The following is a 22,449-nucleotide window of genomic DNA, read 5'->3' as shown; positions in this document are numbered from 1 at the left end:
TTGGCATTTCGCACTGGTTCAGTACACTGGATGGCCTAGGACTTGATGAGTCTGGGCATGTCAGGACGTGGGGGCTTGAAGTGACCGCAGGAGCGATGACGGGGACGCAGTTGGACGAGATGCCGGAAGAGGTTCGTTCTCTTCTCGATCAGTTGAGGGCGCTCATCGAGCTGGGCCATTTTGCCCGGGGTCAGGGCTCAGGAGCCCCCAGGCCTGAGTCCATGAAGGCAATCGCTCTCGACCTTGCTTCCGTGGACATCGAGTCCGTCAGGCGATGGGCTCTCATTTACGCCCAAACTCTGGAAGATTTCGAGCAACTCGTGGTCGAGCTCGAGCAGGTTGGGCGATCACTGAAGGTGATCGAGAAGCAGAAGATTCAGGAAGCCGTCGAGCTTGCCGAGAGCGGCCTTAAGTTGTGGGTGACTGCGGCGTAGCTGTCCCTCTGACTTCATTCTCAAGGACTTGCAGGCCTGAGGTCAACGTGGCTATTTGAGAATTCATGTCCTGCCACATTTCAGCGAGTACCTGCGACTCGAGAGTCGAGGACTTTGCCGAGTCCACGACTGTGTCCAGAGATCGACGAGTCTTCTCGATCTCTACGCCCGGCGCCTTCACTCGCGAGCCATATGGGATCAACCAGAAGAGCAGCGGGATGCACGCCACAGCCCCGATAACCACCACGACGGCCGGGACCGAGGTCAGGGGGTTGATCGGGGAACACGTCTGCTTGATTGACCCTTCAAGCAAGTTGCCCAGCTTGAAAGGGGCGCTTGGTGTAGTGGACTCCGTCACGCACGTAGTTAGCGTTGGATCACTTACCATCCTCCACCCGAGCTCCAGACCAAAAATGATGAGAGCTGCACCGAAACCAGCGCTTAGCAGCAGCGCCCATATGGGTGCATAGTCTCTCTGTGGTGCTGGCTCGGCTTGTGCGGCGGCTGTGCTTGTTGACGGCGGCGCGGAACCGAGTATCGGGGGTGCAGGACCCACTTGTGGACTGCTCACGATCCGAACATGTCCTCAACCCGTTGGAGTCCAGACCCAAGAACGACAAACGCGGCTCCCCGTAGGGCCTTCTTCTTTCGCCTCGGCTTCATGCCAGCCGTCTCTCGGACGACATGCTTGTAGCTCGAGGACAATGAGACTGGAACGTCAATAAGGTCGTCACGGGCCCTTAGGTGGTGGCAGACGACGCCGGTGGATGTGTCGACTTTAGCTTCTAAGCGTGCCACGTCGATCTTTGGCGCGTGACGCTTACGCCGATAGGCTTTGTGCTTGCTTTTCATGTTCTTGACCGCGTCCCGGAGGACACCGCTGGTTCCATTGGCGCTGGTTGTATTGCCCACGCAGGGTCCCCCTCGTCTGGTCGCTACTGGGATGTTATAGGCGTTAGGTCAATATCGCCACAGGTTGCTGGTGGTTCCCTAGGAAATCAAGGGGCACTTCAGGCGCCAACGCCCTGGTCAATCGGTCTGGCGACGGCGCGTGAAATGGGTGATTTGTCCAGTCGATCAAGGGTGGGCTTACCCGTCACTGGTGTCGCCGTCAGCAATTCGCCCCACGGGCTTTCGATGACCGCCCGGGCCGGTTTTCGCTGGCCTCCCAGGATCTCCGTGATGGGCTTAGTGGCAAGTTCCATCTGAGCTTGGGGCCCGGTGCCACCGCTAGGAGTCTGAAGCTTCCGTACGACACGCGCCGGTCCGCAGGCTCGTCGGCCAAGTTGGCTCAGGTCCGGGACCCGAAGCCCCGCGTGCGCCGGCGTGTCGTCATTGACCCCCCTCTATGCAGAGGTGCATAGTCGCGTTATGCAGTGATGCATAGGGCATTGCTGTCAGTCCGAGGAGATCGAGATGGCAGTCGCACGCAAGCTCAAGCTCGGCCACGACGAGGTGTTCCCTCACGGCGCGTACATCGTGTCCGAGGTGACTCCGGTGGTGGACTTCGACCGCTCCACACGAGAGAACCGCGTCCAGCAGATCGACGCTGACAGAGGCCTGCCGATGTGGTCCATCGACGTCATCGACGCTGACCCGGAGGCGCGGAAGAAGGACCGGACCGTGTCAGTCAAGATGCTCGCCAAGGTCCAGCCGGTTCCGCCGGCCGGCGACGGTACGTCCCCGTTCACGGGTGTCGTGTTCGAGAACCTGACCGCAACCCTGTGGGTCGACTCGTCGAAGTGCCGGCCCCCGGAGGAGGGTCGGTCACACCGCTGCGCAGCTCAGGCAGCCTGGTCGCTGCGAGCAGACGGCATGTCCGCGCCGGGCAAGTCGGCCACGAGCAAGTCGGTCGAAAGCCACTCGTCGCAGGCGCCCACCCCGCCGAACAAGGCCGCGTAGGGCGGTGACGCGACATGCACACGGCTGACTCCACTGCATGGGCCGAAGCCTTCGGCGTCCACCACGGATTCGTCGACCGCGCTCTTCAGCAACGTCTGCGTCGCCTCCAGGACATGGAGGAAGAGCTTCGCGCCCTCTACGCAGCATTCAGGGATGCACCCGACGACGAGCTGCTCCTGTCGATCCGGTCCGCCACGAGGTCCATGACCCAAGCGGTCGAATGCCTGCAGATCGCCATCCGACAGATCAGTCGGGGCTCGGCATGACTGTCAGGGGTCTCGGGGCGGCTCCCGAGTGGAGCGCCTTCCTCGACGTGTCGAACTCGGCACTCCAGGAGGCGATGAGCGCACTGCAGCGGGATGCGATCGATGCAGCGGCGGACTATGCGCGATTCGCACGACGCGTCAAGGACGCGCCCAACGAGGAGCTCCAGGACGTGTGCCGCCGGATATTCGACGCCATGAGCCTCGTGGTGGTCGAAATCGGCGTGACGCGTCGCGCGCTCGTCAGGGAGGTACGCCGATGAGCCACCGTGATCGCAACAGGCAGGAGGGACTGCTCGGCAGTGACGACATTCCAGTTGTCGCACTCGAAGCGGTTCTGTGGACCATCTGGAGTCTCCTCCGTGGGGTCCTGGTCCTGCTGATGGCCACCATGCGGTTTCCTCTCGTCGCCGGCGCGGGCCTCGTGATCGCCGCATGGTGGGGCATCCTGGGCTGGCGCAGCCTCGCCGTCGCCGTCGTCGTGTTGACGCTCGCCCTCGTCGTCTGGCGCCTTTGGCATCGGGCCAGCTACCGGAGGTATGCCGCATTGCCCCTCCTGACGGTGATCCGTTCCGCCTACTACCGAGTCCGTTGGCCGCGCATCGCACGAAGCGTCGATCTCGTGGTCCATGAGCAGAATCTGCGGCGCGCCGGACGGTCGGGAGCGCGGGGATCGACCCGTGGGTCTGTCCGGGTCCTCAAGGTCCGGGCCACGGACCACGGAACTGACCGTCTGCTGCTGCGCCTGCCCAACGGGTTGGTCCCGGCCGACGTCGCGGCCCGCGCGGAGGCGATCGCCCATGCCGCCCGTTGTCTCCACGCACGGGTTCGGGCGGATCGCCCCGGGCGGTGCTGGCTCGAGCTGGCTCGCAAAGACACGCTCCGCCTCGTCGTCGACCCCTTGCCTTCGATGTGCGTCGTCGATCTGGCGGCGGTGCCGGTTGGATCTCGCGAGGATGGTGCGCGGTGGCAGCTCAAGCTGGCTGGCACGCATCTCCTGGTCGCGGGCGCTACGGGTGCCGGAAAGAGCTCGGTGCTGTGGTCCCTGATGAAGGGTGTCGCCCACAGTCTGGCCAGCGGTGACGTCCAGATCTGGGCCGTGGACCCGAAGGGCGGCATGGAGCTGCGTCCTGGCCGTGCGCTTTTCACCCGCTACGAGGACGCCTCACCCGAGGACATGTGTCGTCTCCTCGAGGACCTGGTAGCGCTCAAGGACGCCCGATCGAAAGAGCTGGCTGAGTCCGGCGCGCGCGTCCACCATCGGGAACCAACCTCGCCGCACGTCATCGCGATCCTGGACGAGTTGGCGACCCTGACGGCCTTTGCAGACCGTGCGGTCACTCGACGCATCGACACCGCCCTCGGGCTGCTCCTGACCCAGGGCAGGGCTTGCGGGATCACCGTCGTCGCTGCCGTACAGGACCCAGGAAAGGACATCGTCGGCTGGCGAGACCTCTTCCCGACCCGGGTTGCCATGCGGTTAGACAACCCCGTTCAGGTCGCGATGGTCCTTGGTGACTCCGCTCGCGACGACGGCGCTCGTGCCGACGAGATCAGCGAGCTCACGCCCGGGGTCGCTTACGTCCGCACGGATGGCACGCGCGAGATCGTGCGCGCCCGGGCCGCATATCTCGACGACCAGGCCATCGCCCGACTGGTCGCCGACGTCACTTCTCAACGGGCAGGCCAGACCGATCACCACAACACTGATGAGGCCGTGCTGACAACGGCAGATCTGCCGGTGACGATGCGGCCAACTCCTGAAGGAGACCCCTCATGACCACGAACGACATCGAACAGACGTCAGCCTCAGCAGGTGCCGAAGGGCACCAGCTCGCCACTACCGCGACCCAAGCAGTCCGTGGCATCAACCACCTCACGGTCGGCTCGCCAGCGATCCCGGCGCCCGAGATGTATGAGGTCCTCGGTGAACTCAAGACCCTTGGCTACGGCCTCGACCAAGCACTTCGTCAGCTCGCGAGGTCGCTGGCGTCATCACTGACGGTCTTTGCGGTCTTCGAGGAGGACGGCGGCAACCCCGAAGAGAGCATCGCCTACGCCATGGACAGCATGCGTGTCGCCGCCGGTCACGCCAGTCGGCTCGGCGAGGTACTCGACTTCGCCCAGACCGACATCAGTCGCCAGGGCTACTACCCGCCCACCACGCACTTGGAGACGACATGACTGAGCAGGCCACTAATTCGCGTCGGGCGCCGATCGCGTACGTCCGAGTTCAGGCGACCCCCGGCAACTGGCTGCGTGACTACGGCCAGCCGATCAAGCGGCTCAACACCCAACGTGGCCCGAGCCTGCAGTCGCTCCTCGAGCCGGCTTGGATGCGCGACGCCATCTGCGCGAGCGTCGACCCTGACCTGTGGTTCCAGGAGTCCGACACTTCGTCGGCCCGGCGTGCCATCTCGCTGTGCCACGAGTGCCCTGTCCGGGCGATGTGCCTGGCGTCCGCCCTTGTGTTCCGTGAGGAGTACGGCATCAGCGGCGGTCTCACCCCCAGTCAGCGTCGACCACTTGAAGGGCGCCTCTTGCGAGGCCACGCGCTCGGGGACGTGCTGTCCACTGGTCTGCGTCGCCGCATCGAGCAGGACCAGCAGGGAGCGGCCTGATGAAGCCGAATCCGAAGGGCGGTCCGCGCGACCGCTCGATGTCGGGGGGCGAGGATGACTGCGACAAGTCGCGAGTCGGGACCGACTGACTCGCTGCTGGGCTCGGCCGGTCTCGAGTCCGCCGAGCGGCGCGCCTCCGGCTGTTCGCGCCCCGTGCGCCTTCAGGGCTCCAAGCAGCTCGTGAACACAGGCACCGCTGAGGTGCAGACCCTCTACAGCTCGGCGGGAGAGCTCGACGGACACACGTACGTCAGGTGCAACAACCGTCGTGCCAGCGTGTGTCCGACGTGCAGTCGTCAGTACAAGGGCGATGCCTGGCATCTGCTCATGTGTGGCTTGGCCGGCGGAAAGGGTGTCCCCGAGTCGGTCGCGGACCGACCCTGCACCTTCGTGACGCTCACGGCTCCATCGTTCGGGGCTGTGCATGGGGTCAGGGAAAAGGGCCCCTGTCGGGCGCGGCGTGACAGCCCCGTGTGCGCGCATGGCCGTCCCCAGTGGTGCCGCAAGCGTCATGCACTCGACGACCGGCAGGTCGGTCAGCCCCTGTGCTGGGAGTGCTACGACTACCTCGGGCACGTGCTGTGGCAGTGGCACGCGCCCGAGCTGTGGCGGCGGTTCACCATCGCGCTGCAACGGGACCTTGCGAAACGGGCCGGTCTCAAGATCACGCAGTTCCGCAAGGCCTCCCGGATCTCGTACTCGAAGGTCGTCGAGTTCCAGGCGCGCGGCCTCGTCCACGTCCACGCGCCGATTCGACTCGACGGCCCCGCTGGTCCCGACGGGCCAGCCTGCTCGCTGCCGTTGACCGTTGCCGATCTCGAGGCGTCTGTCGCGGCATCCGCAGCCGGGGTCTACCTCGACTCGACTCCACTGCGTGACGGTACGTCCTACCGGCTCCGCTGGGGCGCGCAGGCAGACGCACGAACGATCAGCGACGGGGCGGGTCGCGACTCCGGCCGCCGAACCAGCCGAGTGCACCCCGAACAGGTCGCCGCATACCTGGCCAAGTACCTGACAAAGACGACCGAGGACTTCGGTCTGCCCAGCACGGTCGGGTCAGCCGTGCACGCTCGTCTGCTCGGCGCGACGCCCCATGTGGTGCGGATCATCCAAGGTGCCGAGGCGCTGAGCCGTGAGGGCGAGAAGTACGCCCGGATCGCCGACCGCTACTCAACCTTGGGCTACCGGGGCCACCCGATCACGAAATCGCGCCGCTACTCCGTGACGTTCGGACAGATCCGGCGTGCGCGACGACTCTTCCGGGCGCGGACCGCGGCGCTCGACCCTCAGGCAGACATCCGAGAGGTCCTCGACGAGACGGCTCCCGAGGGTTTCGAGCTCGTGTCGAGCTTCGTCTACGTCGGCCGCGGCTACCTGCAGCTCGATCAAGCTGCCGAGGCCGTGCGATCGGCCGCAATGGCACGAGCCAACTGACGCTTCGCAGCCCGTACGACAAGGAATCCAACTGGGAGAGGTGAGCGGAGTGGAGAAACTGCTGTTGAGTCCGGAGGAGGCGGCGGAGATCCTCGGCGTCACAAGGTCGACGATCTACGACCTGATGCGAATGCGCATCCTGGCGTCGATCAAGATTGGCCGGCGCCGTCTCGTGCCCGTCCAGGCCTGTGAGGAGATGGTCAAGCGCATGGTGGAGGAGTCGGCATGAGTCGACGTGCCAACGGCGAAGGGTCGGTCTACGAGACCAAGCAGGGACGCTGGGTTGGCGCGACATACGCGGACACCAACACTGGCGGTCGCAAGCGCGTCGTGGTCTATGGCCGCACTCGCGCAGAGGCCCGCAAGAAGCTGGGCGACCTGCAGAAGGAGCTCGACGCCGGCGTCCGCGTCTCCGTCGAGAACTGGACTGTTCAGGCGTACCTCGAGCACTGGCTAGAAACGGTGGTCAGACCGAACCGAGCGCCCAAGACCTACCAGGGCTACGAGCTCGTCGTGCGGTTGCACCTCGGCCCACTTGTCGGCAACAAGAAGCTCCGCGCTCTGACCGTTCGCGACGTCCGGCTCATGTGTCAGCACCTCGCGGCCAAAGGCATGCAACGCCGTGGCGTCCAGTTCGCGCACGCGGTCCTGCGCGCCGGCCTGCAGAACGCGATGCGCGACGAACTGCTGACCCGCAACGTCGCCAAGCTAGTGCAAATCCCGGCACCCGAGTACGTCGTCGGCCATGGGCTCAACCCTGCCGAGGCGAAGAAGCTGCTGGAGGCGGCGAAGTCGGAGCGGCTGCATGCTCTCTACGTCGTCGCGCTCTACCTAGGGCTTCGCCGGGGCGAGCTCCTGGGCCTGCAGTGGCAGCACGTCGACCTCGAGGCCGAGTCTCTCCAGGTCGTGCAGAGCCTCCAACGGGTCGGTGGCCAGCTGCAGCTCAAGGCGCCCAAGACCCGCAAGTCCAGACGTACAGTTCCGCTGCCGCCCCCGGTCGTCGAGGCACTCAAGGCGCACAAGATCGCACAGGGCAAGGAACGGCTGGCAGCCGGTCCCGACTGGCACGACTCGGACATGGTGTTCGCCTCAAAGGTGGGCACCCCGATGGAGCCGGACAACCTGCGCCGCAGCTGGTATCGAGTGCGCACGGTCCTGCCCGAGCCGCTGCCTCGGTTTCACGACCTGAGGCACACATGCGTGACACTTTTACTGACCGAGGGAGTCGCGCCGCACATCGTCCAGGAGATCGTGGGCCACAGCGCCATCGACGTGACGATGACGATCTACGCCCACACGTCGCTGGACGAGAAGCGAAAGGCACTCCAGTTGCTCGGGGAGAGGCTCGCCTGATGGACGTTGCTATCAGCGCTGCTATCAACGTGCGTGTTAGGCGACAAAAGGGACAGCCCGAGAGAGCCAGTCAGGTCCTTCGAAAAAGACGAAGCCGCTGGTCAACAGGGGGATGACCAGCGGCTTCGTTGAGTGGCCAGGGGCGGGGTCGAACCGCCGACCTTCCGATTTTCAGTCGGACGCTCGTACCAACTGAGCTACCTGGCCGGGACAACGAGTGGAACTATAGCCGACCCGTTGCCCCTTCCCGCAAACCGTCCGGCGTCACGCGGACGGTCCCTTGGTGCGCACGTCCGCGACGCGCGACATGGCCTCCTGCAGGTCCCCGAGCCAGTCGCTCTCGTGCTGGCCGACGAGCTTGACGCACCAGGCGAGCGCCTCGGCGCGGGACCGGGCCACGCCGGCGTCGACGAGGGTGTCGAGGACGCGGCGTTCGGGCTGGCGCAGCCGGGTCATCGCCGGGGCTGCGACGTGGGTGAACAGCTCGGTGCGATCGCCGACGCGCACGGCCCAGGAGACCTTGCGCTCGAAACGGTGCTCGGCCTCGCGGGCGATCTCGATGCGGCGGCCGCGGGTGTCCTCGCGGAAGGCCTTGGTGCGGCCGGCGCGCGCCTCGTCGCGCTCGGCGTCGCTCGACCCGTCGGGCAGGTCGACGTCGGCGATGGTGAGGACGACGGTGATCTCCTCGCGGTCGACGGTGATCTCGGGTGGCGTGCTGCGCCACTCCTCGGGGAGGCGGCCGACGAACCAGCCGCGCACCCGCTCCAGTGCTTCGTTCGTAATCATGTAATCAGCATTACTCGATTACAGACGCGGGTCAACGTCTTACGCCCGGGGCGAAGCGCGAGGGCGCATGCCGCCCGGTGGCGGGCGGACGGCATACGCCCTCGGTGGAGGGTCGCGGTCCTCAGCGGCGGCGGGCACGGATCGAGTAGGCGCCGGTGCCGGTCGGCGCGTGGTGGCGCACCTGGGCGACGTAGCGTCCCGGCGTCAGCCCGGCGCGCACGCGGGCGTTGACGCCGAAGCCGCCGTCGTCGTCCTCGCCCACGAGATGGGTGTCGCTGTCGGGACCGAAGAGCGAGAGGTAGACGTCGGTGGAGCCTCGCGTCGTCACCTCGTAGAACCCGTCGCTCGCGACGTCGAAGGCGTAGAGGTCCTCCTCGCCCGCTGCCCCGATCGAGGCGTCGATCTTCGGTCCGTCGACGGTGAGCGGCACGGCGTCGCTTAGTACCGGAGCCGACCTCGGGTACATCGCGGCCCCGGAGACGAATGCCTTGTCGAGCGAGGACAGGACGTCGTTGGCGTGGGTCGCGACGCCGTTGAGCGTCCACGTCGCGGGGAACTCGTAGAGCATGATCGAGTCGGGGTCGAACTGCGTCCCCTTGATCTGGTCGACCGCGTACTTCATGAAGACGTTGTGGCGCACCTTCGCCTCGTCCCAGCGGTTCGGTGGCCCGGCGAGCGCTGCGATGACGACCGGCTCGTTCCACTGGATGCCGCCCTCGGGGTTCGAGTGCTCGTGCGCCAGCCCGACCGCGTGGCCGAACTCGTGTCCGGCCGTGCCGCCGTCGAGGAAGCCGAGGTTCATCGTCGCCTCGTTGCTGGGAATGCCCTTGTTGTCGGTGCCGACGTAGGACCAGGCGCCGTCGTTGGGGTCGAAGGAGATCCGGATGTCGGCGTCCGGGTGGTCGCCGAAGTCGAAGGCGACGTTGCACGCGGCCTGCCACCAGGCGGCCTGCTCGCGGGCCTTCGCCTGCTGCTCCGGGGTGCCCTCGAGGAAACGGACCTTGAGGCTCGTCCCGTTCATCCACGCCTTGCCGATGGGCGAGATCGCACGATCCGCACCGTCCGGCCCGCGCACGCGCCGGTGAGGGCGCATCAGGTCCTTGGGAAGGATCCGGTCGAAGCACACGTGCGGCGCATCCGTCATGGCGTTCCCCAATCGATCCGGGGCGCAAGCGCGCCCACGGTCCATCGTCCTCCCGCGGTTTCTCCGCCACAGGAGAAACGGGCGCATGCCGTCCCGTGGGCGTATGCCGTCCGGTGCCCCGATCGCGGGGCCGCCGCGTGCCGTGAGGCCACCTCGGGCGCCTAGAGTTGGTGACCGTGCAGTTCCTCAACGGTCTCCAGCCCCAGCTCGACCTCACCTACGACGACGTCTTCATGGTGCCCAGCCGGTCGTCCGTGACGAGCCGCCTCGACGTCGACCTCTCGACGGTCGACGGGTCGGGCACCACGATCCCGCTCGTCGTGGCCAACATGACCGCCATCGCCGGGCGCCGGATGGCCGAGACGGTCGCGCGACGGGGTGGCATCGCCGTCATCCCCCAGGACATCCCCGTCGAGGTCGTGCGCAACGTCGTCGGCTGGGTCAAGGAGCGCCACCTCGTCCACGACACGGCGATCACGCTCGAGCGGCACATGACAGCGGGTGAGGCGCTCGTGCTCATCGGCAAGCGTGCCCACGGCGTCGCGGTCGTCGTGGACGGCCCGAAGCCCGTCGGCATCGTCAGCGAGAAGGATCTGACCGGCGTGGACCGCTACACGCAGGTGCACGACGTCATGCACGAGGACATGGTCGTGCTGCCCGACACCCTCGACCCGCAGGAGGCCTTCGAGCGGCTGTCCGCGGCGCGCCGCAAGGTCGCTCCCGTCGTCTCCGAGCACGGCAAGCTCGTCGGCATCCTCACCCGGGGCGGTGCGATCCGCGCCGGCCTCTACCGACCCGCCGTCGACGACGACCGGAGACTGCGCGTGGCTGCCGCCGTCGGCATCAACGGCGACGTCGCGGCCAAGGTCGCGGAGGTGCTCGAGACCGGCGCCGACGTCCTCGTCATCGACACCGCCCACGGCCACCAGGACAAGATGATCGAGGCGCTCCGCGCCGTGCGGGCCCTCGACCCGCGTGTCCCGGTCGTCGCCGGCAACGTCGTGTCGGCCGCCGGAACCCGCGAGCTCATCGAGGCCGGGGCGGACATCGTCAAGGTCGGCGTCGGCCCCGGCGCGATGTGCACGACGCGCATGATGACCGCCGTTGGTCGCCCGCAGTTCTCGGCGGTGCTCGAATGTGCCACGGCCGCAAGGGAGCTCGGCAAGCACGTCTGGGCCGACGGCGGCGTCCGTCACCCGCGCGACGTCGCCCTGGCGCTCGCGGCCGGCGCGTCGAACGTCATGATCGGGTCCTGGTTCGCCGGCACCCTCGAGTCGCCCGGCGACCTCTACACCGACAACGACGGCCGTCAGTACAAGGAGTCGTTCGGCATGGCGAGCAGCCGAGCGGTCCGCAACCGCACGGCCACCGACACCGAGTACGACCGCGCGCGCAAGGCCCTCTTCGAGGAGGGGATCAGCACGGCTCGGATGTACGTCGACCCGTCACGCCCGTCCGTCGAGGACGTCATCGACGAGATCGTCGCCGGCCTGCGCAGCAGCTGCACGTATGCCGGTGCCCGCAGTCTGGAGGAGTTCCACCAGCGGGCGGTCGTCGGGCTCCAGAGCACGGCCGGTTTCGCCGAGGGGCGGCCGCTCCACACCTCCTGGTGACCACGGCCCCGCCCCCCGCAGCAACTCCCCCCCGCAACACACCCGGCAAAGGTCAACTGGTCGCGGTTGCAACTCGTACACCCTGACTGTTTCCGGGTGTGTTGCGGGTGGGTGTGCTCGGCAGGGGGGAGGGGTCGGCGCACGCCACGCCGCACGGCAGAGGGCAGATGGCTCAGTGGCGCTTGCGGCCGACCTCGACGATGCGCCAGCCGCGCTCCCGGGCGAGCTCGCGCAGCTCTCCGTCCGGGTTGACCGCCACGGCGGTGCCGACGCGCTCCATCATCGGCAGGTCGCTGACGGAGTCGCTGTAGGCGGCGCACCGGTCGAGGTCGTAACCACGCTCGCCGGCCAGCTTCTCGATCTCGATGACCTTGCCGGCGCCGTAGCAGAACTCGCCGGCGAGGTGGCCGGTGTAGCGGCCCTCGTCGTCGAGCTCGCTGCGCGTGGCGACGGCACCCTCGAGACCGAGCGCCGTCGCGATGCGGCTCACCAGCTCGATGGGGGAGGCCGACACGACGATCCGGTCATGCCCGATCTCACGGGCCTCCGACAGCAGCCTCATCGAGGCCGGGATGGCCTTGCGGACGATGCCCGGTGTGATCGCGTCGGTGAGGTGGATGATGTCGGACTGCCGGATGCCGGCGACGGCCCGGAGGATGCGCTCGCGCAGAGCCTCCGAGCCCTCGTCGGTGGATCCCTTGCGGTGGAAGGAGATCGCGTTGACGGTGTCCTTGACGAGGTCCTTCCACGGCACGTGACCGCCGCGGAAGGCTGCGATCGCGAGCGGGTAGTTGGCCGACCCGCGGATCAAGGTGCGGTCGAGGTCGAAGAAGGCAGCCGTCGGCACGCCCGCGGCCTCGAGGTCACCCGACAAGGGACTCAGCCCACACTGGCCGCGAGCGGCAGCGCGACGCGCCGCGGCGGGACCGCCGCGTTGACGGCGCCCTTGGGCAGCGGCTTCGGGCGGTTCGGCAGTGCCAGACGGAAGACCTTGGCCCACGCCTGACCGACCTGCTTCGGCAGCGGGCCCGTCGTGTAGGGCAGGCCGTAGCGCTGGCAGATCTCACGCATCTCGACCGCGACCTCGTGGTAGCGGTTGCTCGGCAGGTCCGGGAAGCAGTGGTGCTCGATCTGGTGGCTGAGGTTGCCGGTCATGAGGTGCATCAGCTTGCTGCCCGAGATGTTGGCCGAGCCGAGCATCTGGCGGATGTACCAGTCGCCGCGGGTCTCGCCCTCGATCTCCTCCTCGGTGAAGACGTCGACACCGTCGGGGAAGTGGCCGCAGAAGATGACCGAGTGCGCCCAGACGTTGCGGATCGCGTTGGCCGTGAAGGTGCCGAGGAGCGCCTGCTTGCCGGAGCCGAACGGCACGGCGGCGAGCGGCGTCGCGGCGTAGTCCTTGGTGAACTGGCGCACCACCTTGCGGCCCACGGCCTTGAGGTCCTTCTTGAGGTCCGCCTTGGACTTCTCGCCGTCCTTGACCGCCTCGAGCTCGAGGTCGTAGATCGCGATGCCCCACTCGAAGAAGGGAGCCAGGATGCCGTTGATGACCGGGTTGAGCAGGTTGAAGGGGCGCCACGGCTGTTCCTCGGCCATGCGCAGTGTGGAGTAGCCCACGTCCTTGTCCTTGCCCAGCACGTTGGTCCACGTGTGGTGCAGGTCGTTGTGGGTGTGCTTCCACGCCGCGGCGGGCGTGACGAAGTCCCACTCCCACGTCGTGGAGTGGATGTCGGGGTCACGCATCCAGTCCCACTGCCCGTGCAGGACGTTGTGGCCGATCTCCATGTTCTCGAGGATCTTCGCGACGGACAGCATCGCGGTCCCGGCGACGAACGCCGTCTTCTTCTTCGACAGGAGCAGCGTGGCGCGGCCGGCGACCTCGAGGGTGCGCTGGACGCGGATGACGCGGCGGATGTAGGCCGCGTCCTTGGCGCCGCGCGTCGCGATGATGCGGTCGCGCAGGGCATCGAGCTCCTGGCCGAGGCGCTCGACGTCGGCGTCGGACAGGTGCGCGGCGGCACTCGGGCGCTTGACGGGTCCGCCGGACGCTGCGAGGACCGGTTTCTTGGGCCGTGTCGTCCTGGCGGTGCCTGCAACGGCACCGACAGCGTCGGCGACGCCGGTGGGCGTCGTCGTCGGTCGGTTCGTGGTGGCGGTCATGGGGTGTTTCCCTTCCTAGATGTCCAGGTGGACGGGTCCGGCAGCGGCGTTGACGCAGGTCTGGATCAGCTCGCCCTCGTCGCCGTGCACCTCACCGGTGCGCAGGTCGCGGACCTTGCCGGCGACGAGTGGGACGAGGCAGCTGCGGCAGATGCCCATGCGGCACCCGCTCGGCATCACCACGCCGCACTCCTCCCCGGCTTCGAGGAGGGTGACGTCGCCGCCCACCTCCGTCTCCTTGTCCGACTTCTCGAACGTCAGCAGGCCGCCCTCTCCGCCGGATCCCTCCAGCAGGACGGGTGCGAAACGCTCGATGGTCAGGTTGGTGTGGGTGTCGTCGTCACCGTGGCGCAGCCACAGCTCGCTGGCCGCGTCGAGGAACTCCGTGGGCCCGCAGGCGTATGCCGCCCGCTCGCGCCAGTCGGGACAGAGCGTCTCGAGGTCGGTGACGTCCGAGAGGTCGAGGCGGCGGCCGTCCTCCTCGCGGGTGAACCAGTGCTTGACCGTGAGGCCGGGGAACTGGTCGGCCAGCTCGAGCAGCTCGTCGTGGAAGAGGGCCTCGTCGCGGGTGCGCGCCGAGTGGATGAGCACGACGTCGGCGTCGGGGCGGCGCGGGACGAGGGTGCGGATCATCGACATCACCGGCGTCAGGCCGCTGCCGGCCGTGAGCATGAGCAGTGGCCGCGGGTGCTCAGGGAGCACGAAGTCGCCCTGGGGGGTGTCGAGGAAGAGGATGTCGCCGACCTTGGTGTCGCGCGCGAGGGCCGTCGAGACGAAGCCGATGGCGGTGACCGTGATGGCTGGGTCGTGACCGACGGCGGCGGACAGCGAGTAGCTGCGCCACTGGCGCACCCCGTCGATCTCGACGCCGATGCGGGCCCACTGGCCGGCGGCGTGGGGGTTCCAGCCGCGACCGGGACGGAAGTGGATCGTCGTCGAGTCGGGGGTCTCACGGACCACCTTCGTGACGACGCCGCGCAGCTGGCGCGCCGAGGACAGCGGGTTCACCAGATTGAGGATGTCCTCGGGCGCGAGCGGGGTCGTCAGGAGCGACGCCACACGCCGGAGAGCTCTGATCTGGGTCATGGTTCCATCTTCGAGGCCGAAGACCCCCCGCGTCTTGGGGTGACGCGTAGTCTTTGAGGGAAGAAACTGTTGCGTCACGACAAAATGCTGGAGGCCGCCGTGGCACAGGACACATCTGACCCGCCGTGGTTGTCTCTGCCCGCCGAAGTTGCGACCGTGCTGCGACCCGTCGTGAAGGACATCGTCGAGGCCATCATCAACGGCATACCCCGTGACGTCCCCGTCTACGCGATGCCCATGGAGGGGCGGTTCGGTCAGGGGGTGCGCCAGGGCGTCACGATCGCGCTCAACCGCTTCCTCGACCTGCCGGGCACGCGTCTGCCGGCCCTGTCCGAGGACGGCAAGTGGGTCTACGAGAGCCTCGGTCGCGGCGAGGTGCGCTCCGGCCGGAGCCTCGAGTCACTGCTCGCCGCCTATCGCTACGGGGCGCGCGTCACCTTCCGGGCGATCTCACGCACGGTGGACGTGTCGCAGATGCCGCCCGACGCGCTGCTCGCGCTGGGGGAGTCGCTCTTCGCCTACATCGACGAGCTGTCGGCGGCGAGCGCGCAGGGCTACGCACAGGAGCAGTCCGAGCGGGCCGGCGAGCAGGTGCGGCTGCGGGGGGAGCTGCTCGACATGATCCTGCGCGGCGACTCCAGCGACGGCGGGGTGCCTCGCCTCGCCGCAGCCGTCGGGTGGACCCTGCCGGAGGTCGTCGGTGTCGCGCTCGTGCCGTTCCCGCACGTCGACGGGCTGCGAGCGGCTCTGGGGCCGGATGCTCTCGTCGCGGAGCGAGGCAGCGACGTCGTCATCGTCTTCCCGTTCGCCAGCCGCTCGGGCCGCCGGCGCGGCCTGGAGCGCGCGCTGCGAGGACGCCGTGCCATCGTCGGCCCACCGAGGCCGTGGCAGCAGGCGGGGGAGTCCCTGCACCTCGCGACGTCCGCGGGCGCGCACGGCATCGGGCCGGGACCGGACCAGCCCGACGGCGACGCGGCCCCGGTCTGGGTCGAGGACCACCTCGCCGAGCTCGTCGTGCACGCCGAGCCGCTCGCCACCGACGACCTCGCCCGCACGCGGCTCGCGCCCCTCGACGGGCTGCGGCCTGCGGTCCGTGAACGACTCACCGAGACGCTTTTGTCGTGGTTGCGCCACCAGGGGCAGCGGGCGCCGATCGCGGAGGAGCTGTTCGTGCACCAGCAGACCGTGGGCTACCGGGTCGCGCAGCTCAAGGAGCTCTTCGGCGACGCGCTCGATGACCCCGAGGTGCGCTTCGAGCTCGAGCTCGTCCTGCGGGCCGGCCACCGCTGAGCGCGACCCGTCAAAGCAGGCGGATGGGGGACCCGTCGAGGTATGCCGTCACGTCCTCGACGACGCCTCCGAAGAAGGTCGCGTAGACGTCGCGGGTGACGTAGCCGAGGTGGGGCGTCAGGAGCGTGCGCGGCGCCGTGCGGAGCGGGTGGCCCGCGGGCAGCGGCTCCTCGTCGAAGACGTCGAGGCCGACTCCGCCCAGATGGCCTCTCTCGAGGGTGGCGAGCAGGGCGCGCCCGTCGATGATGGGTCCTCGCGAGGTGTTGACGAGCAGGGCGTCGGGGCGCATCAGTGCGAGCTCGCGCTCGCCGACGAGGCCTCGGGTCCCGTCGACGAGCGGCAGGTGGACCGAGACGACGTCGGAGGTGGCGAGCAGCTCGTCGAGCGGGACGGCCCGGGCCCCGACGGCCTCCGCGCGGGCAGGCGTGAGGTTGCGGCTCCAGGCGACGACGTCCATCCCGAAGGCGCGCCCGACAGTCGCGACCTGTGAGCCGATCCGGCCGAGCCCCAGCAGGCCCAGGGTGTGGCCGCTGAGGTCGCGGCCGACCGTCGTCTGCCAGCCACCGTCCCGGACGGCGGTGGCCTCGGGCACGAGATGCCGTGCCAGCCCGAGGATCAGGGCCCACGTCAGCTCGGCCGGAGCCGTCGCGAGGCTGTCGGTGCCGCAGACGGTGATGCCTGCGGCAGTCGCGGCAGCGACGTCGATGCTCGGGTTGCGCCGGCCGGTCGTGACGACGAGCCGCAGCCGGGGGAGGGCCGCCAGCACGTCAGCCGGCAGGGCCGTGCGCTCGCGCATGACGACGACGGCGTCAAAGGGCGCGAGACGCTGCACCAGGGCGTCCGGGTCGCTCACGTGGTCGCGAAACACCTCGACGGTGCACGGCGTGCGCGGGTGGTCGGTGACGTCTGACCAGTCGGCACTGGTCAGGGCCACGCCCTGGTAGTCGTCGAGCACCGCGATCCGCACGCGCCCACCTTAGGAGACGGGTCGGTCCCCGGAACGGCAGAAGCGCCGCTCTCTGCTGAGAGCGSCGCTTCCTGAGTGAAGCGACCCCGACCGGGCTCGAACCGGCGACCTCCGCCGTGACAGGGCGGCGCGCTAACCAACTGCGCTACGGGGCCTTACTGGGTGGTGCGTGTGGAACTCTACTGCGTATCCCCAACGGGATTCGAACCCGTGCTGCCGCCGTGAAAGGGCGGAGTCCTAGGCCGCTAGACGATGGGGACCTGCCCGACCTATCCGTTGGGACGTCGAAACTATATGGGAGTTTCTGGCACCGTCCAAATCGGCTCCCGAGGCCCCTCCGAGGGGTGCTTGATCAGCCCTTGGCCCAGGCTCGCACGTCATCGACCGGCCACGTCGTGACGATCCGCTCGGCCGGGATGCCGAGGCGCTCGGCGCGCTCGCAGCCCAACGACTTCATGTCGAGCTGACCCGGCGCGTGTGCGTCGGAGTCGATGGTGAAGAGGCAGCCGAGGTCGCGCGCCAGCTCGATGAGCTCGTCGGGCGGGTCGCAGCGCTCGGGCCGCGAGTTGATCTCGACCGCGACGTCGTTCTCGAGGCACGCCCGGAAGACCTTCTCGGCGTCGAACTGGGACGGCGGCCGCTTGCCGCGCCCTCCGGTGACGAGCTGACCCGTGCAGTGGGCCAGCACGTTGGTGCGCGGGTTGCGCACGGCCGCGACCATGCGCGGCGTCATCTCGAACGACGGTTGACGCAGCTTCGAGTGGATCGACGCGGTGACGACGTCGAGCTGGTCGAGCATGTCGTCGTCCTGGTCGAGCGTGCCATCGAGGTGGATGTCGACCTCGATGCCCTTGAGCAGCGTGAACGCGTCGCCGAGGCTCGCGTTGATCGCCTCGACACGCTTCAGCTGGTCGGTGAGGCGCTCGCGGGACAGTCCGTTGGCGATGGTCAGGCGGGGGGAGTGGTCCGTCAGCGCCATCCACTCCTGGCCGAGCTCGACGGCTGCGAGGACCATCTCCTCGATGGGGCTGCCACCGTCGCTCCAGTTGGAGTGCGCGTGCAGGTCACCGCGGAGGGCGGCATACAGCTCGGCGCCGCCGCGGGTCAGTGGCTCGCCGTGCTTCTCCTCCGCCGAGACGAGGTATGCCGGCAGGACGCCGCGCACGGCCTGGCCGATGATCGCTGCGCTCGAGTCACCGATTCCCTTGATCTGCTTGAGAGTTCCGGCCTCGACGCGTTCACGCAGCTCGTCGTCGGAGATCAGGGTGATGGCCTCGATGGTCTTGCGGAAGGCGTCGACGCGGTAGCTGCTCTCGCGGCCGCGCTCGAGGAGGAAGCAGATCCGGCGCAGCGCGTCGAGAGGACTGATCGGTGCCTGCGGAGGGGTTGGCTGCTCCATGGCGAGCAGCCTAACCGCGCCGGCCGACGTGAGGCCGACGTGAGGCCGACGTGAGGCCGGCTCAGCCGCGAGCCCTCACCGCTGCAGGGGCGGCAGCGTGCTCCCGTCGGGCAGCTTGCCCGCCGCCGGCGTGGACGGCACGACGCGGACGATGTCGCCGTACTGCTGCGCGATGAGGCCGGGCGAGGAGCCCTCGTCGGCCATCACGACGATCCGGTCGGTGCGGGCATCCTGCGTCACGGCGATGATCTCGATCCCCTTGGCGCGCCACAGCATTCGCTGGTCGACGATCTCCTTGGCCACCTTCTGCTTCTCCGTCAGCGAGTGCCTCATGACGACGAACTCCACGTCCGTCGGGGAGGGCATCGCGCCCGCCACGAAAGCCTCGAGGGCGGGGTCGTGGCGGGTGACCACGACGGCCACGCGAGCGCCGGTGGCGTCGACGGCATACGCCCCCGAGAAGACGTCGGGCCAGCGCGAGGCCACGGTGGGCTCGATGGCGTCGAAGGCGTTGGTCTGTCGCGTCGAGAGGGTGCCGAACCACCGGTTCGTGTCGCGGGCCGACGGCACCGACGGCGCCACGCCGGGCCCGCCGGGGGTCGCGGATCCCGAGAGTGACTCCGGGCTGCGGGCCCCGCTGCCCGAGCCGGCGGCTGACGAGTCCTGTTGTGCCGCGGGCGCCGACCCGGCGCTGGCGGTGCTCGTCGAGGAGCCCTGGTGGCCGACCACCCACGTGCCGCCGACCGCCCCCACGACGACGACCGCGGCTGCGGCGCCGAGCAGGGTGGAGCGACGGCGGGAGGTGCGTGCGCGGCCGCGCAGGAGAGCCCGCTGGGCGAAGAGGTCGTCGCGAGGCGGTTCGAGGTCGTTCATGGTGGACAGCACCTTTCGAAGCTGCGGCTCGCCCTCCTCCGGAGCCGCGCCCCGGCCCGGTGTCGTGTCGTCGCTCACGGGAAGGCTCCTGCCCCGGTCAGTGGTGGTTCCGCCAGACGGCTGCGCAGGACGGCGAGCCCGCGGGAGATCTGGCTCTTGATCGTCCCCTCGGCGACGCCGGTGCACTCGGCGATCTGGGGCACAGTGAGGTCCTCCCAGAAGCGGAGGACGAGGATCGCGCGCTGCTTCTCCGGCAGGTCGCGCAGCAGGTCGGTGAGTGTCATCGCGAGCTCGCGGTCGTGGTCGGTGGTCGGCGGCTCGGGGGTCTCGTCGGTGAGGACCTCGCGGCGCCGTTTGCGCTGGTCGTTGAGGTAGAGGTTCATCATGGTGCGCCTCGTGTAGGCGGTCTCGGCGCCGGTGGCGATGCGTGGCCACGCGACGTAGACCCGGGCCAGGGCCTCCTGGACGAGCTCGTCGCCATCGGCCCAGCTGCCGCAGAGCAGGTAGGCGCGGCGGCGCAGCATCGTCTGCCGTTCCTGCACGAACGTGCGGAACGCGGCCTCGTCCCTGCGTCTCATGGGCTCCCGCCGGTCTGTGTCGTCAGGGTCTGAGTGTCCCCTACACCCCCTAGACACCGGGGCATCCCGAACCGTTGCACCCGTCACCCTGATCGCCCCGTTGGCGTATGCCGTGTGGCCGCCGACGAGGTCACGCTCAGGTGACGCGGCCCCGGGCCACGAGCGCGAACATGAGGGCGGCGATGGTCTCACCGTCGGTGATGGCGCCGTCGACGACGAGCGTGAGCACGTCGGCGACCGGCACGCGACGGACGTCTCGGATGCCCTCCTCGTGGCGGGCCGCGGGATCCTTGCCGGCGCCCGGGGCCGGCTCGAGCCCGGTCGCAAGGAACACGACCTCGGGGGCGCGGCAGACGCCGTTGAGGGCGTTCATGGTCCCGACCTGCCGCCACTCGCCCGCGACGAGCCCGGTCTCCTCGGCGAGCTCGCGCCGAGCAGCAAGGAGGGGATCCTCGCCGTCGGTGCCGCCCGCGGGGACCTCGACCGAGGCGCCGACGGTGTGTCGGTCGACGGTGATGAGGACGATCTCGTCCTCGTCCGTCCACGCCACGACGAAGACCGCCGGCCGCTGCACCTCGACGACCCCGAAGATGCCGTCGCTCCCGTCGGGACGGGTCACGGCGTCCTCGCGGACCCGGATCCATGGGTTCTCGTAGACGACCCTGGTCGCACGCACGGGCCAGGTCACGCGGACTCTCCAGGGCGCATGCCCCGATGGTCGCACCTGTCCGGTCCTTCGTCGGGACGGACGCCGGCTCGGGACCCGCCGTCTCGGGACGTGGCGGGTCTCGGGACCTGGCGGGTGTCAGTCGGTGAGCGTGAGGAGGACGATGGCGCGCCCGCGGGTGCCCTCGCGCACCTCGTCGAGAGTCGGCGGGCGGTCGACGTTGACCGACAATCCGACACGGTTCGCCTTCTTGGGACCGAGGTCCGTGAGCAGGCTTTGGAAGACCTCAGCGACGCGATCCGGGTCCTCCTCCAGCTCTGCATGCGCTTGGCGTCGCCGCCCGTCGATGGTCACCTCGAGGTCGGCGCCGCCCCTGAGGTTGAACCGCCAACGGCCCCCGCCGTACGTCAGCAGCTGTCCGTCGAGCTCGTGCCGTCCGACGGGTACGTCGTACACCTTGCCGGTGCGGCGGCCTCGGACGTGCAGCACCAGCAGGCCCTTGCTGGCGATCCCGTGCAGCGGCGAGGCGAGGACCGCGCGCAGCACCGGGTTGAGGATCCTGACCATCGCGGCGGGGGCGAGGCGCTCCTCCACCGCCGGCTTCGGGGTGTCGGCCACGTCCTCAGGATGGCACCGGAGCGAGGACGTCGAGGGCGATCAGGACAAGCCGCGCCCTTCCCGCCGTCACGTCCGTCCCGGCTCAGGCGGCTCGCTCGAGGGCGAGGAGGCGCTGCTTGGTGGGCAGGCCGCCGAGGTAGCCCCCCAGCGACCCGTCCGAGCGGACGACGCGGTGGCACGGGACGACGATCGGCAGCGGGTTCGTCGCGCAGGCCGAGCCGACGGCGCGCACCGCCTTCGGGCTGCCGGACGCGACGGCGACCTCGGCGTAGCTCTCGGTCGAGCCGTAGGGGATCTCGCTGAGGTGACGCAACACGGCGAGCCGGAAGCCGCGCGCCAGCCGGAGGTCGAGCGGGACGTCGAAGCCGTGCCGTCGACCGGCGAAGTAGTCGTCGAGCTCGCGGGCCAGCGGGTCGAGTCGATGGCCGCCGCGGAGGATCCGCGATCCGACGGACGCGGCGAGCGACTCGAGGACTCGGTCGTGGTCCTCGATCTCGAAGGCCACGCGGAGGACACCGTTCTCGGTCGCCGCGAGCAGGAGGGAGCCGACGGGGGAGTCGACGACGCGGTAGGTCGCGTCGACGGCGGAGTCTGTCGAGGCGCGCTCGACCAGTGCTGCGTGGAGCGTCGCAAGGCGTTCGTCGTCCCCGGCCGCCGGACCGCTGAGGAGCTGCATCGGGTTGTCAGACATGGGTGCTCACCCTTCCGTGGGGTGCGTAGGTGGACCGAAGGCGCGCGATGCCGTCGGCGGCCGCACGGCGTGCTGCCGCAGGCGTGCCGCCGAGGATGCGGGCGACCTCGGGGTGGGGCAGGCCGGCGACGTGGTGGTAGGCCACGCAGAGGCGCTGTTTCTCGGGGAGCGCCGCCAGAGCCGTCCAGAGGTCACCGTCGGGCAGCGCCTCCTCGGGCTGGTCGGCGCGTGGGGCGGTGGCGTCCGGCACGTCGGCGACCGGGACCGCGTGACGGGCGCCTGCTCGGGCGACGTCGAGGGCCTTGCGGTGCGCGATGGTGACGAGCCAGGCGCGGACGTTCGCGTCGTCGGGCAGCTCGGGCCAGGCGCGCAGGGCCGAGAGGAAGGTCTCGGACCACGCGTCGTCGGCCTCGGTCGGGCCGAGCACGGCACGGCAGACGCGGAGCACCACGGCCCCGTGCTCGGTGACGGCCTGCTCGAACGGTCGCTTCATGTCCTGTAGACGCTCCGGCCCGGGAAGGTGTGAGGTCACCCAGTCTGGCGGATCGGACGTCGCGACCCCTCGGCGCG

Annotated in this window: 25 protein-coding genes and 3 tRNA genes; 12 read left to right on the top strand and 16 right to left on the bottom strand. The window is 68.9% G+C overall.

Annotation, left to right across the window (positions count from 1 at the left end; genetic code table 11):
* Positions 1-80: 80 nt before the first annotated feature.
* The 10 genes from AB4030_RS00350 to AB4030_RS00305 all read left to right on the top strand — a co-directional run bounded on the left by AB4030_RS00350 (position 81) and on the right by AB4030_RS00305 (position 8,007).
* Positions 81-434 (top strand): hypothetical protein, encoded by a 354-nt coding sequence (locus AB4030_RS00350; protein ID WP_442277180.1) that lies wholly within the window; start codon positions 81-83, stop codon positions 432-434.
* Positions 435-1,850: 1,416 nt separating this feature from the next.
* On the top strand, positions 1,851-2,336 hold the full coding sequence (locus AB4030_RS00345) for a plasmid replication, integration and excision activator (protein WP_442277179.1): 486 nt from the start codon (positions 1,851-1,853) through the stop codon (positions 2,334-2,336).
* A gap of 14 nt (positions 2,337-2,350) precedes the next feature.
* Positions 2,351-2,602 carry a hypothetical protein gene (locus AB4030_RS00340; RefSeq protein ID WP_442277178.1) on the top strand — a complete coding sequence of 84 codons (252 nt, stop codon included), beginning with the start codon at positions 2,351-2,353 and terminating at the stop codon, positions 2,600-2,602.
* 74 nt (positions 2,603-2,676) lie between these two features.
* Positions 2,677-2,862 (top strand): hypothetical protein, encoded by a 186-nt coding sequence (locus AB4030_RS00335; protein WP_442277177.1) that lies wholly within the window; start codon positions 2,677-2,679, stop codon positions 2,860-2,862.
* Complete coding sequence (locus tag AB4030_RS00330) at positions 2,859-4,379, top strand: FtsK/SpoIIIE domain-containing protein (RefSeq protein WP_442277176.1); 1,521 nt, start codon at positions 2,859-2,861, stop codon at positions 4,377-4,379. The genes AB4030_RS00335 and AB4030_RS00330 overlap by 4 nt, the downstream gene beginning before the upstream one ends.
* Positions 4,376-4,783 carry a hypothetical protein gene (locus tag AB4030_RS00325; protein ID WP_442277175.1) on the top strand — a complete coding sequence of 136 codons (408 nt, stop codon included), beginning with the start codon at positions 4,376-4,378 and terminating at the stop codon, positions 4,781-4,783. Before AB4030_RS00330 ends, AB4030_RS00325 begins: the two co-directional genes overlap by 4 nt.
* Positions 4,780-5,220 (top strand): WhiB family transcriptional regulator, encoded by a 441-nt coding sequence (locus AB4030_RS00320; RefSeq protein WP_442277174.1) that lies wholly within the window; start codon positions 4,780-4,782, stop codon positions 5,218-5,220. Before AB4030_RS00325 ends, AB4030_RS00320 begins: the two co-directional genes overlap by 4 nt.
* A gap of 54 nt (positions 5,221-5,274) precedes the next feature.
* On the top strand, positions 5,275-6,654 hold the full coding sequence (locus AB4030_RS00315) for a replication initiator (protein ID WP_442277173.1): 1,380 nt from the start codon (positions 5,275-5,277) through the stop codon (positions 6,652-6,654).
* Between the two features lie 49 nt (positions 6,655-6,703).
* The gene (locus AB4030_RS00310; RefSeq protein WP_030199459.1) at positions 6,704-6,883 is read left to right on the top strand and encodes a helix-turn-helix domain-containing protein; all 180 of its coding nucleotides are present in this window, start codon (positions 6,704-6,706) and stop codon (positions 6,881-6,883) included.
* Complete coding sequence (locus tag AB4030_RS00305) at positions 6,880-8,007, top strand: tyrosine-type recombinase/integrase (protein WP_442277172.1); 1,128 nt, start codon at positions 6,880-6,882, stop codon at positions 8,005-8,007. Before AB4030_RS00310 ends, AB4030_RS00305 begins: the two co-directional genes overlap by 4 nt.
* A gap of 133 nt (positions 8,008-8,140) precedes the next feature.
* Here the strand turns inward: AB4030_RS00305 and AB4030_RS00300 are convergent.
* The 3 genes from AB4030_RS00300 to AB4030_RS00290 form a co-directional block, all read right to left on the bottom strand.
* Positions 8,141-8,214: transfer RNA gene (locus tag AB4030_RS00300), tRNA-Phe, on the bottom strand.
* 57 nt (positions 8,215-8,271) lie between these two features.
* Positions 8,272-8,793, bottom strand: coding sequence for a hypothetical protein (locus tag AB4030_RS00295; RefSeq protein WP_442277171.1), 522 nt, complete (start codon positions 8,791-8,793; stop codon positions 8,272-8,274).
* Positions 8,794-8,914: 121 nt separating this feature from the next.
* Complete coding sequence (locus AB4030_RS00290; RefSeq protein ID WP_442277170.1) at positions 8,915-9,937, bottom strand: M12 family metallopeptidase; 1,023 nt, start codon at positions 9,935-9,937, stop codon at positions 8,915-8,917.
* A 176-nt stretch (positions 9,938-10,113) separates the two neighbouring features.
* On the opposite strand from AB4030_RS00290, the gene AB4030_RS00285 reads away from it, so the two are divergent.
* A complete protein-coding gene (locus tag AB4030_RS00285; protein WP_442277169.1) occupies positions 10,114-11,550 on the top strand; it encodes a GuaB1 family IMP dehydrogenase-related protein in 1,437 nt (478 codons plus the stop codon).
* A 172-nt stretch (positions 11,551-11,722) separates the two neighbouring features.
* On the opposite strand, the gene AB4030_RS00280 is transcribed toward AB4030_RS00285, so the two are convergent.
* The 3 genes from AB4030_RS00280 to AB4030_RS00270 are packed head-to-tail and all read right to left on the bottom strand — an operon-like array spanning position 11,723 to position 14,796.
* A complete protein-coding gene (locus tag AB4030_RS00280; protein ID WP_442277168.1) occupies positions 11,723-12,424 on the bottom strand; it encodes an HAD family hydrolase in 702 nt (233 codons plus the stop codon).
* A 5-nt stretch (positions 12,425-12,429) separates the two neighbouring features.
* Entirely contained in the window at positions 12,430-13,710 is a 1,281-nt protein-coding gene (locus tag AB4030_RS00275; protein ID WP_442277167.1) for a fatty acid desaturase family protein, read from the bottom strand.
* A gap of 15 nt (positions 13,711-13,725) precedes the next feature.
* Entirely contained in the window at positions 13,726-14,796 is a 1,071-nt protein-coding gene (locus tag AB4030_RS00270; RefSeq protein ID WP_442277166.1) for a ferredoxin reductase, read from the bottom strand.
* 156 nt (positions 14,797-14,952) lie between these two features.
* On the opposite strand from AB4030_RS00270, the gene AB4030_RS00265 reads away from it, so the two are divergent.
* Positions 14,953-16,086, top strand: a complete 1,134-nt coding sequence (locus tag AB4030_RS00265) for a PucR family transcriptional regulator (RefSeq protein WP_442277165.1) — start codon at positions 14,953-14,955, stop codon at positions 16,084-16,086.
* Positions 16,087-16,096: 10 nt separating this feature from the next.
* Here the strand turns inward: AB4030_RS00265 and AB4030_RS00260 are convergent, their stop codons facing one another.
* The 10 genes from AB4030_RS00260 to AB4030_RS00215 form a co-directional block, all read right to left on the bottom strand.
* Positions 16,097-17,053, bottom strand: coding sequence for a D-2-hydroxyacid dehydrogenase family protein (locus tag AB4030_RS00260; RefSeq protein ID WP_442277164.1), 957 nt, complete (start codon positions 17,051-17,053; stop codon positions 16,097-16,099).
* A gap of 81 nt (positions 17,054-17,134) precedes the next feature.
* Positions 17,135-17,208: transfer RNA gene (locus AB4030_RS00255), tRNA-Asp, on the bottom strand.
* A gap of 32 nt (positions 17,209-17,240) precedes the next feature.
* Positions 17,241-17,313 (bottom strand) — tRNA-Glu (locus tag AB4030_RS00250).
* Positions 17,314-17,405: 92 nt separating this feature from the next.
* Positions 17,406-18,452: a PHP domain-containing protein gene (locus tag AB4030_RS00245; protein ID WP_442277163.1), complete on the bottom strand. Its 1,047-nt coding sequence runs from the start codon at positions 18,450-18,452 to the stop codon at positions 17,406-17,408.
* Between the two features lie 75 nt (positions 18,453-18,527).
* The gene (locus AB4030_RS00240; protein ID WP_442277162.1) at positions 18,528-19,403 is read right to left on the bottom strand and encodes a hypothetical protein; all 876 of its coding nucleotides are present in this window, start codon (positions 19,401-19,403) and stop codon (positions 18,528-18,530) included.
* Entirely contained in the window at positions 19,400-19,903 is a 504-nt protein-coding gene (locus tag AB4030_RS00235) for a SigE family RNA polymerase sigma factor (RefSeq protein WP_442277161.1), read from the bottom strand. Before AB4030_RS00235 ends, AB4030_RS00240 begins: the two co-directional genes overlap by 4 nt.
* A gap of 136 nt (positions 19,904-20,039) precedes the next feature.
* Entirely contained in the window at positions 20,040-20,591 is a 552-nt protein-coding gene (locus AB4030_RS00230; RefSeq protein WP_442277160.1) for an NUDIX domain-containing protein, read from the bottom strand.
* A gap of 117 nt (positions 20,592-20,708) precedes the next feature.
* The gene (locus AB4030_RS00225) at positions 20,709-21,188 is read right to left on the bottom strand and encodes a nitroreductase/quinone reductase family protein (protein ID WP_442277159.1); all 480 of its coding nucleotides are present in this window, start codon (positions 21,186-21,188) and stop codon (positions 20,709-20,711) included.
* Positions 21,189-21,270: 82 nt separating this feature from the next.
* Positions 21,271-21,879: a methylated-DNA--[protein]-cysteine S-methyltransferase gene (locus tag AB4030_RS00220; RefSeq protein ID WP_442277158.1), complete on the bottom strand. Its 609-nt coding sequence runs from the start codon at positions 21,877-21,879 to the stop codon at positions 21,271-21,273.
* Positions 21,872-22,372: an RNA polymerase sigma factor gene (locus tag AB4030_RS00215; protein ID WP_442277157.1), complete on the bottom strand. Its 501-nt coding sequence runs from the start codon at positions 22,370-22,372 to the stop codon at positions 21,872-21,874. Before AB4030_RS00215 ends, AB4030_RS00220 begins: the two co-directional genes overlap by 8 nt.
* Positions 22,373-22,449: the final 77 nt, after the last annotated feature.

This window comes from Terrabacter sp. 2YAF2, assembly GCF_052114705.1.
Taxonomy (GTDB): domain Bacteria; phylum Actinomycetota; class Actinomycetes; order Actinomycetales; family Dermatophilaceae; genus Terrabacter.
The sequence above is the reverse complement of the archived record's forward strand: the minus strand, read 5'-3'. Positions and strand labels throughout refer to the sequence as shown.

Coding starts and splice junctions, on each gene's coding strand:
- AB4030_RS00345 (WP_442277179.1), top strand. CDS start 1,851: ATGGCAGTCGCACGCAAGCTCAAGCTCGGCCACGACGAGGTGTTCCCT.
- AB4030_RS00340 (WP_442277178.1), top strand. CDS start 2,351: ATGCACACGGCTGACTCCACTGCATGGGCCGAAGCCTTCGGCGTCCAC.
- AB4030_RS00335 (WP_442277177.1), top strand. CDS start 2,677: ATGAGCGCACTGCAGCGGGATGCGATCGATGCAGCGGCGGACTATGCG.
- AB4030_RS00330 (WP_442277176.1), top strand. CDS start 2,859: ATGAGCCACCGTGATCGCAACAGGCAGGAGGGACTGCTCGGCAGTGAC.
- AB4030_RS00325 (WP_442277175.1), top strand. CDS start 4,376: ATGACCACGAACGACATCGAACAGACGTCAGCCTCAGCAGGTGCCGAA.
- AB4030_RS00320 (WP_442277174.1), top strand. CDS start 4,780: ATGACTGAGCAGGCCACTAATTCGCGTCGGGCGCCGATCGCGTACGTC.
- AB4030_RS00315 (WP_442277173.1), top strand. CDS start 5,275: ATGACTGCGACAAGTCGCGAGTCGGGACCGACTGACTCGCTGCTGGGC.
- AB4030_RS00305 (WP_442277172.1), top strand. CDS start 6,880: ATGAGTCGACGTGCCAACGGCGAAGGGTCGGTCTACGAGACCAAGCAG.
- AB4030_RS00295 (WP_442277171.1), bottom strand. CDS start 8,793: ATGATTACGAACGAAGCACTGGAGCGGGTGCGCGGCTGGTTCGTCGGC.
- AB4030_RS00290 (WP_442277170.1), bottom strand. CDS start 9,937: ATGACGGATGCGCCGCACGTGTGCTTCGACCGGATCCTTCCCAAGGAC.
- AB4030_RS00275 (WP_442277167.1), bottom strand. CDS start 13,710: ATGACCGCCACCACGAACCGACCGACGACGACGCCCACCGGCGTCGCC.
- AB4030_RS00270 (WP_442277166.1), bottom strand. CDS start 14,796: ATGACCCAGATCAGAGCTCTCCGGCGTGTGGCGTCGCTCCTGACGACC.
- AB4030_RS00245 (WP_442277163.1), bottom strand. CDS start 18,452: ATGGAGCAGCCAACCCCTCCGCAGGCACCGATCAGTCCTCTCGACGCG.
- AB4030_RS00235 (WP_442277161.1), bottom strand. CDS start 19,903: ATGAGACGCAGGGACGAGGCCGCGTTCCGCACGTTCGTGCAGGAACGG.
- AB4030_RS00220 (WP_442277158.1), bottom strand. CDS start 21,879: ATGTCTGACAACCCGATGCAGCTCCTCAGCGGTCCGGCGGCCGGGGAC.
- AB4030_RS00215 (WP_442277157.1), bottom strand. CDS start 22,372: ATGAAGCGACCGTTCGAGCAGGCCGTCACCGAGCACGGGGCCGTGGTG.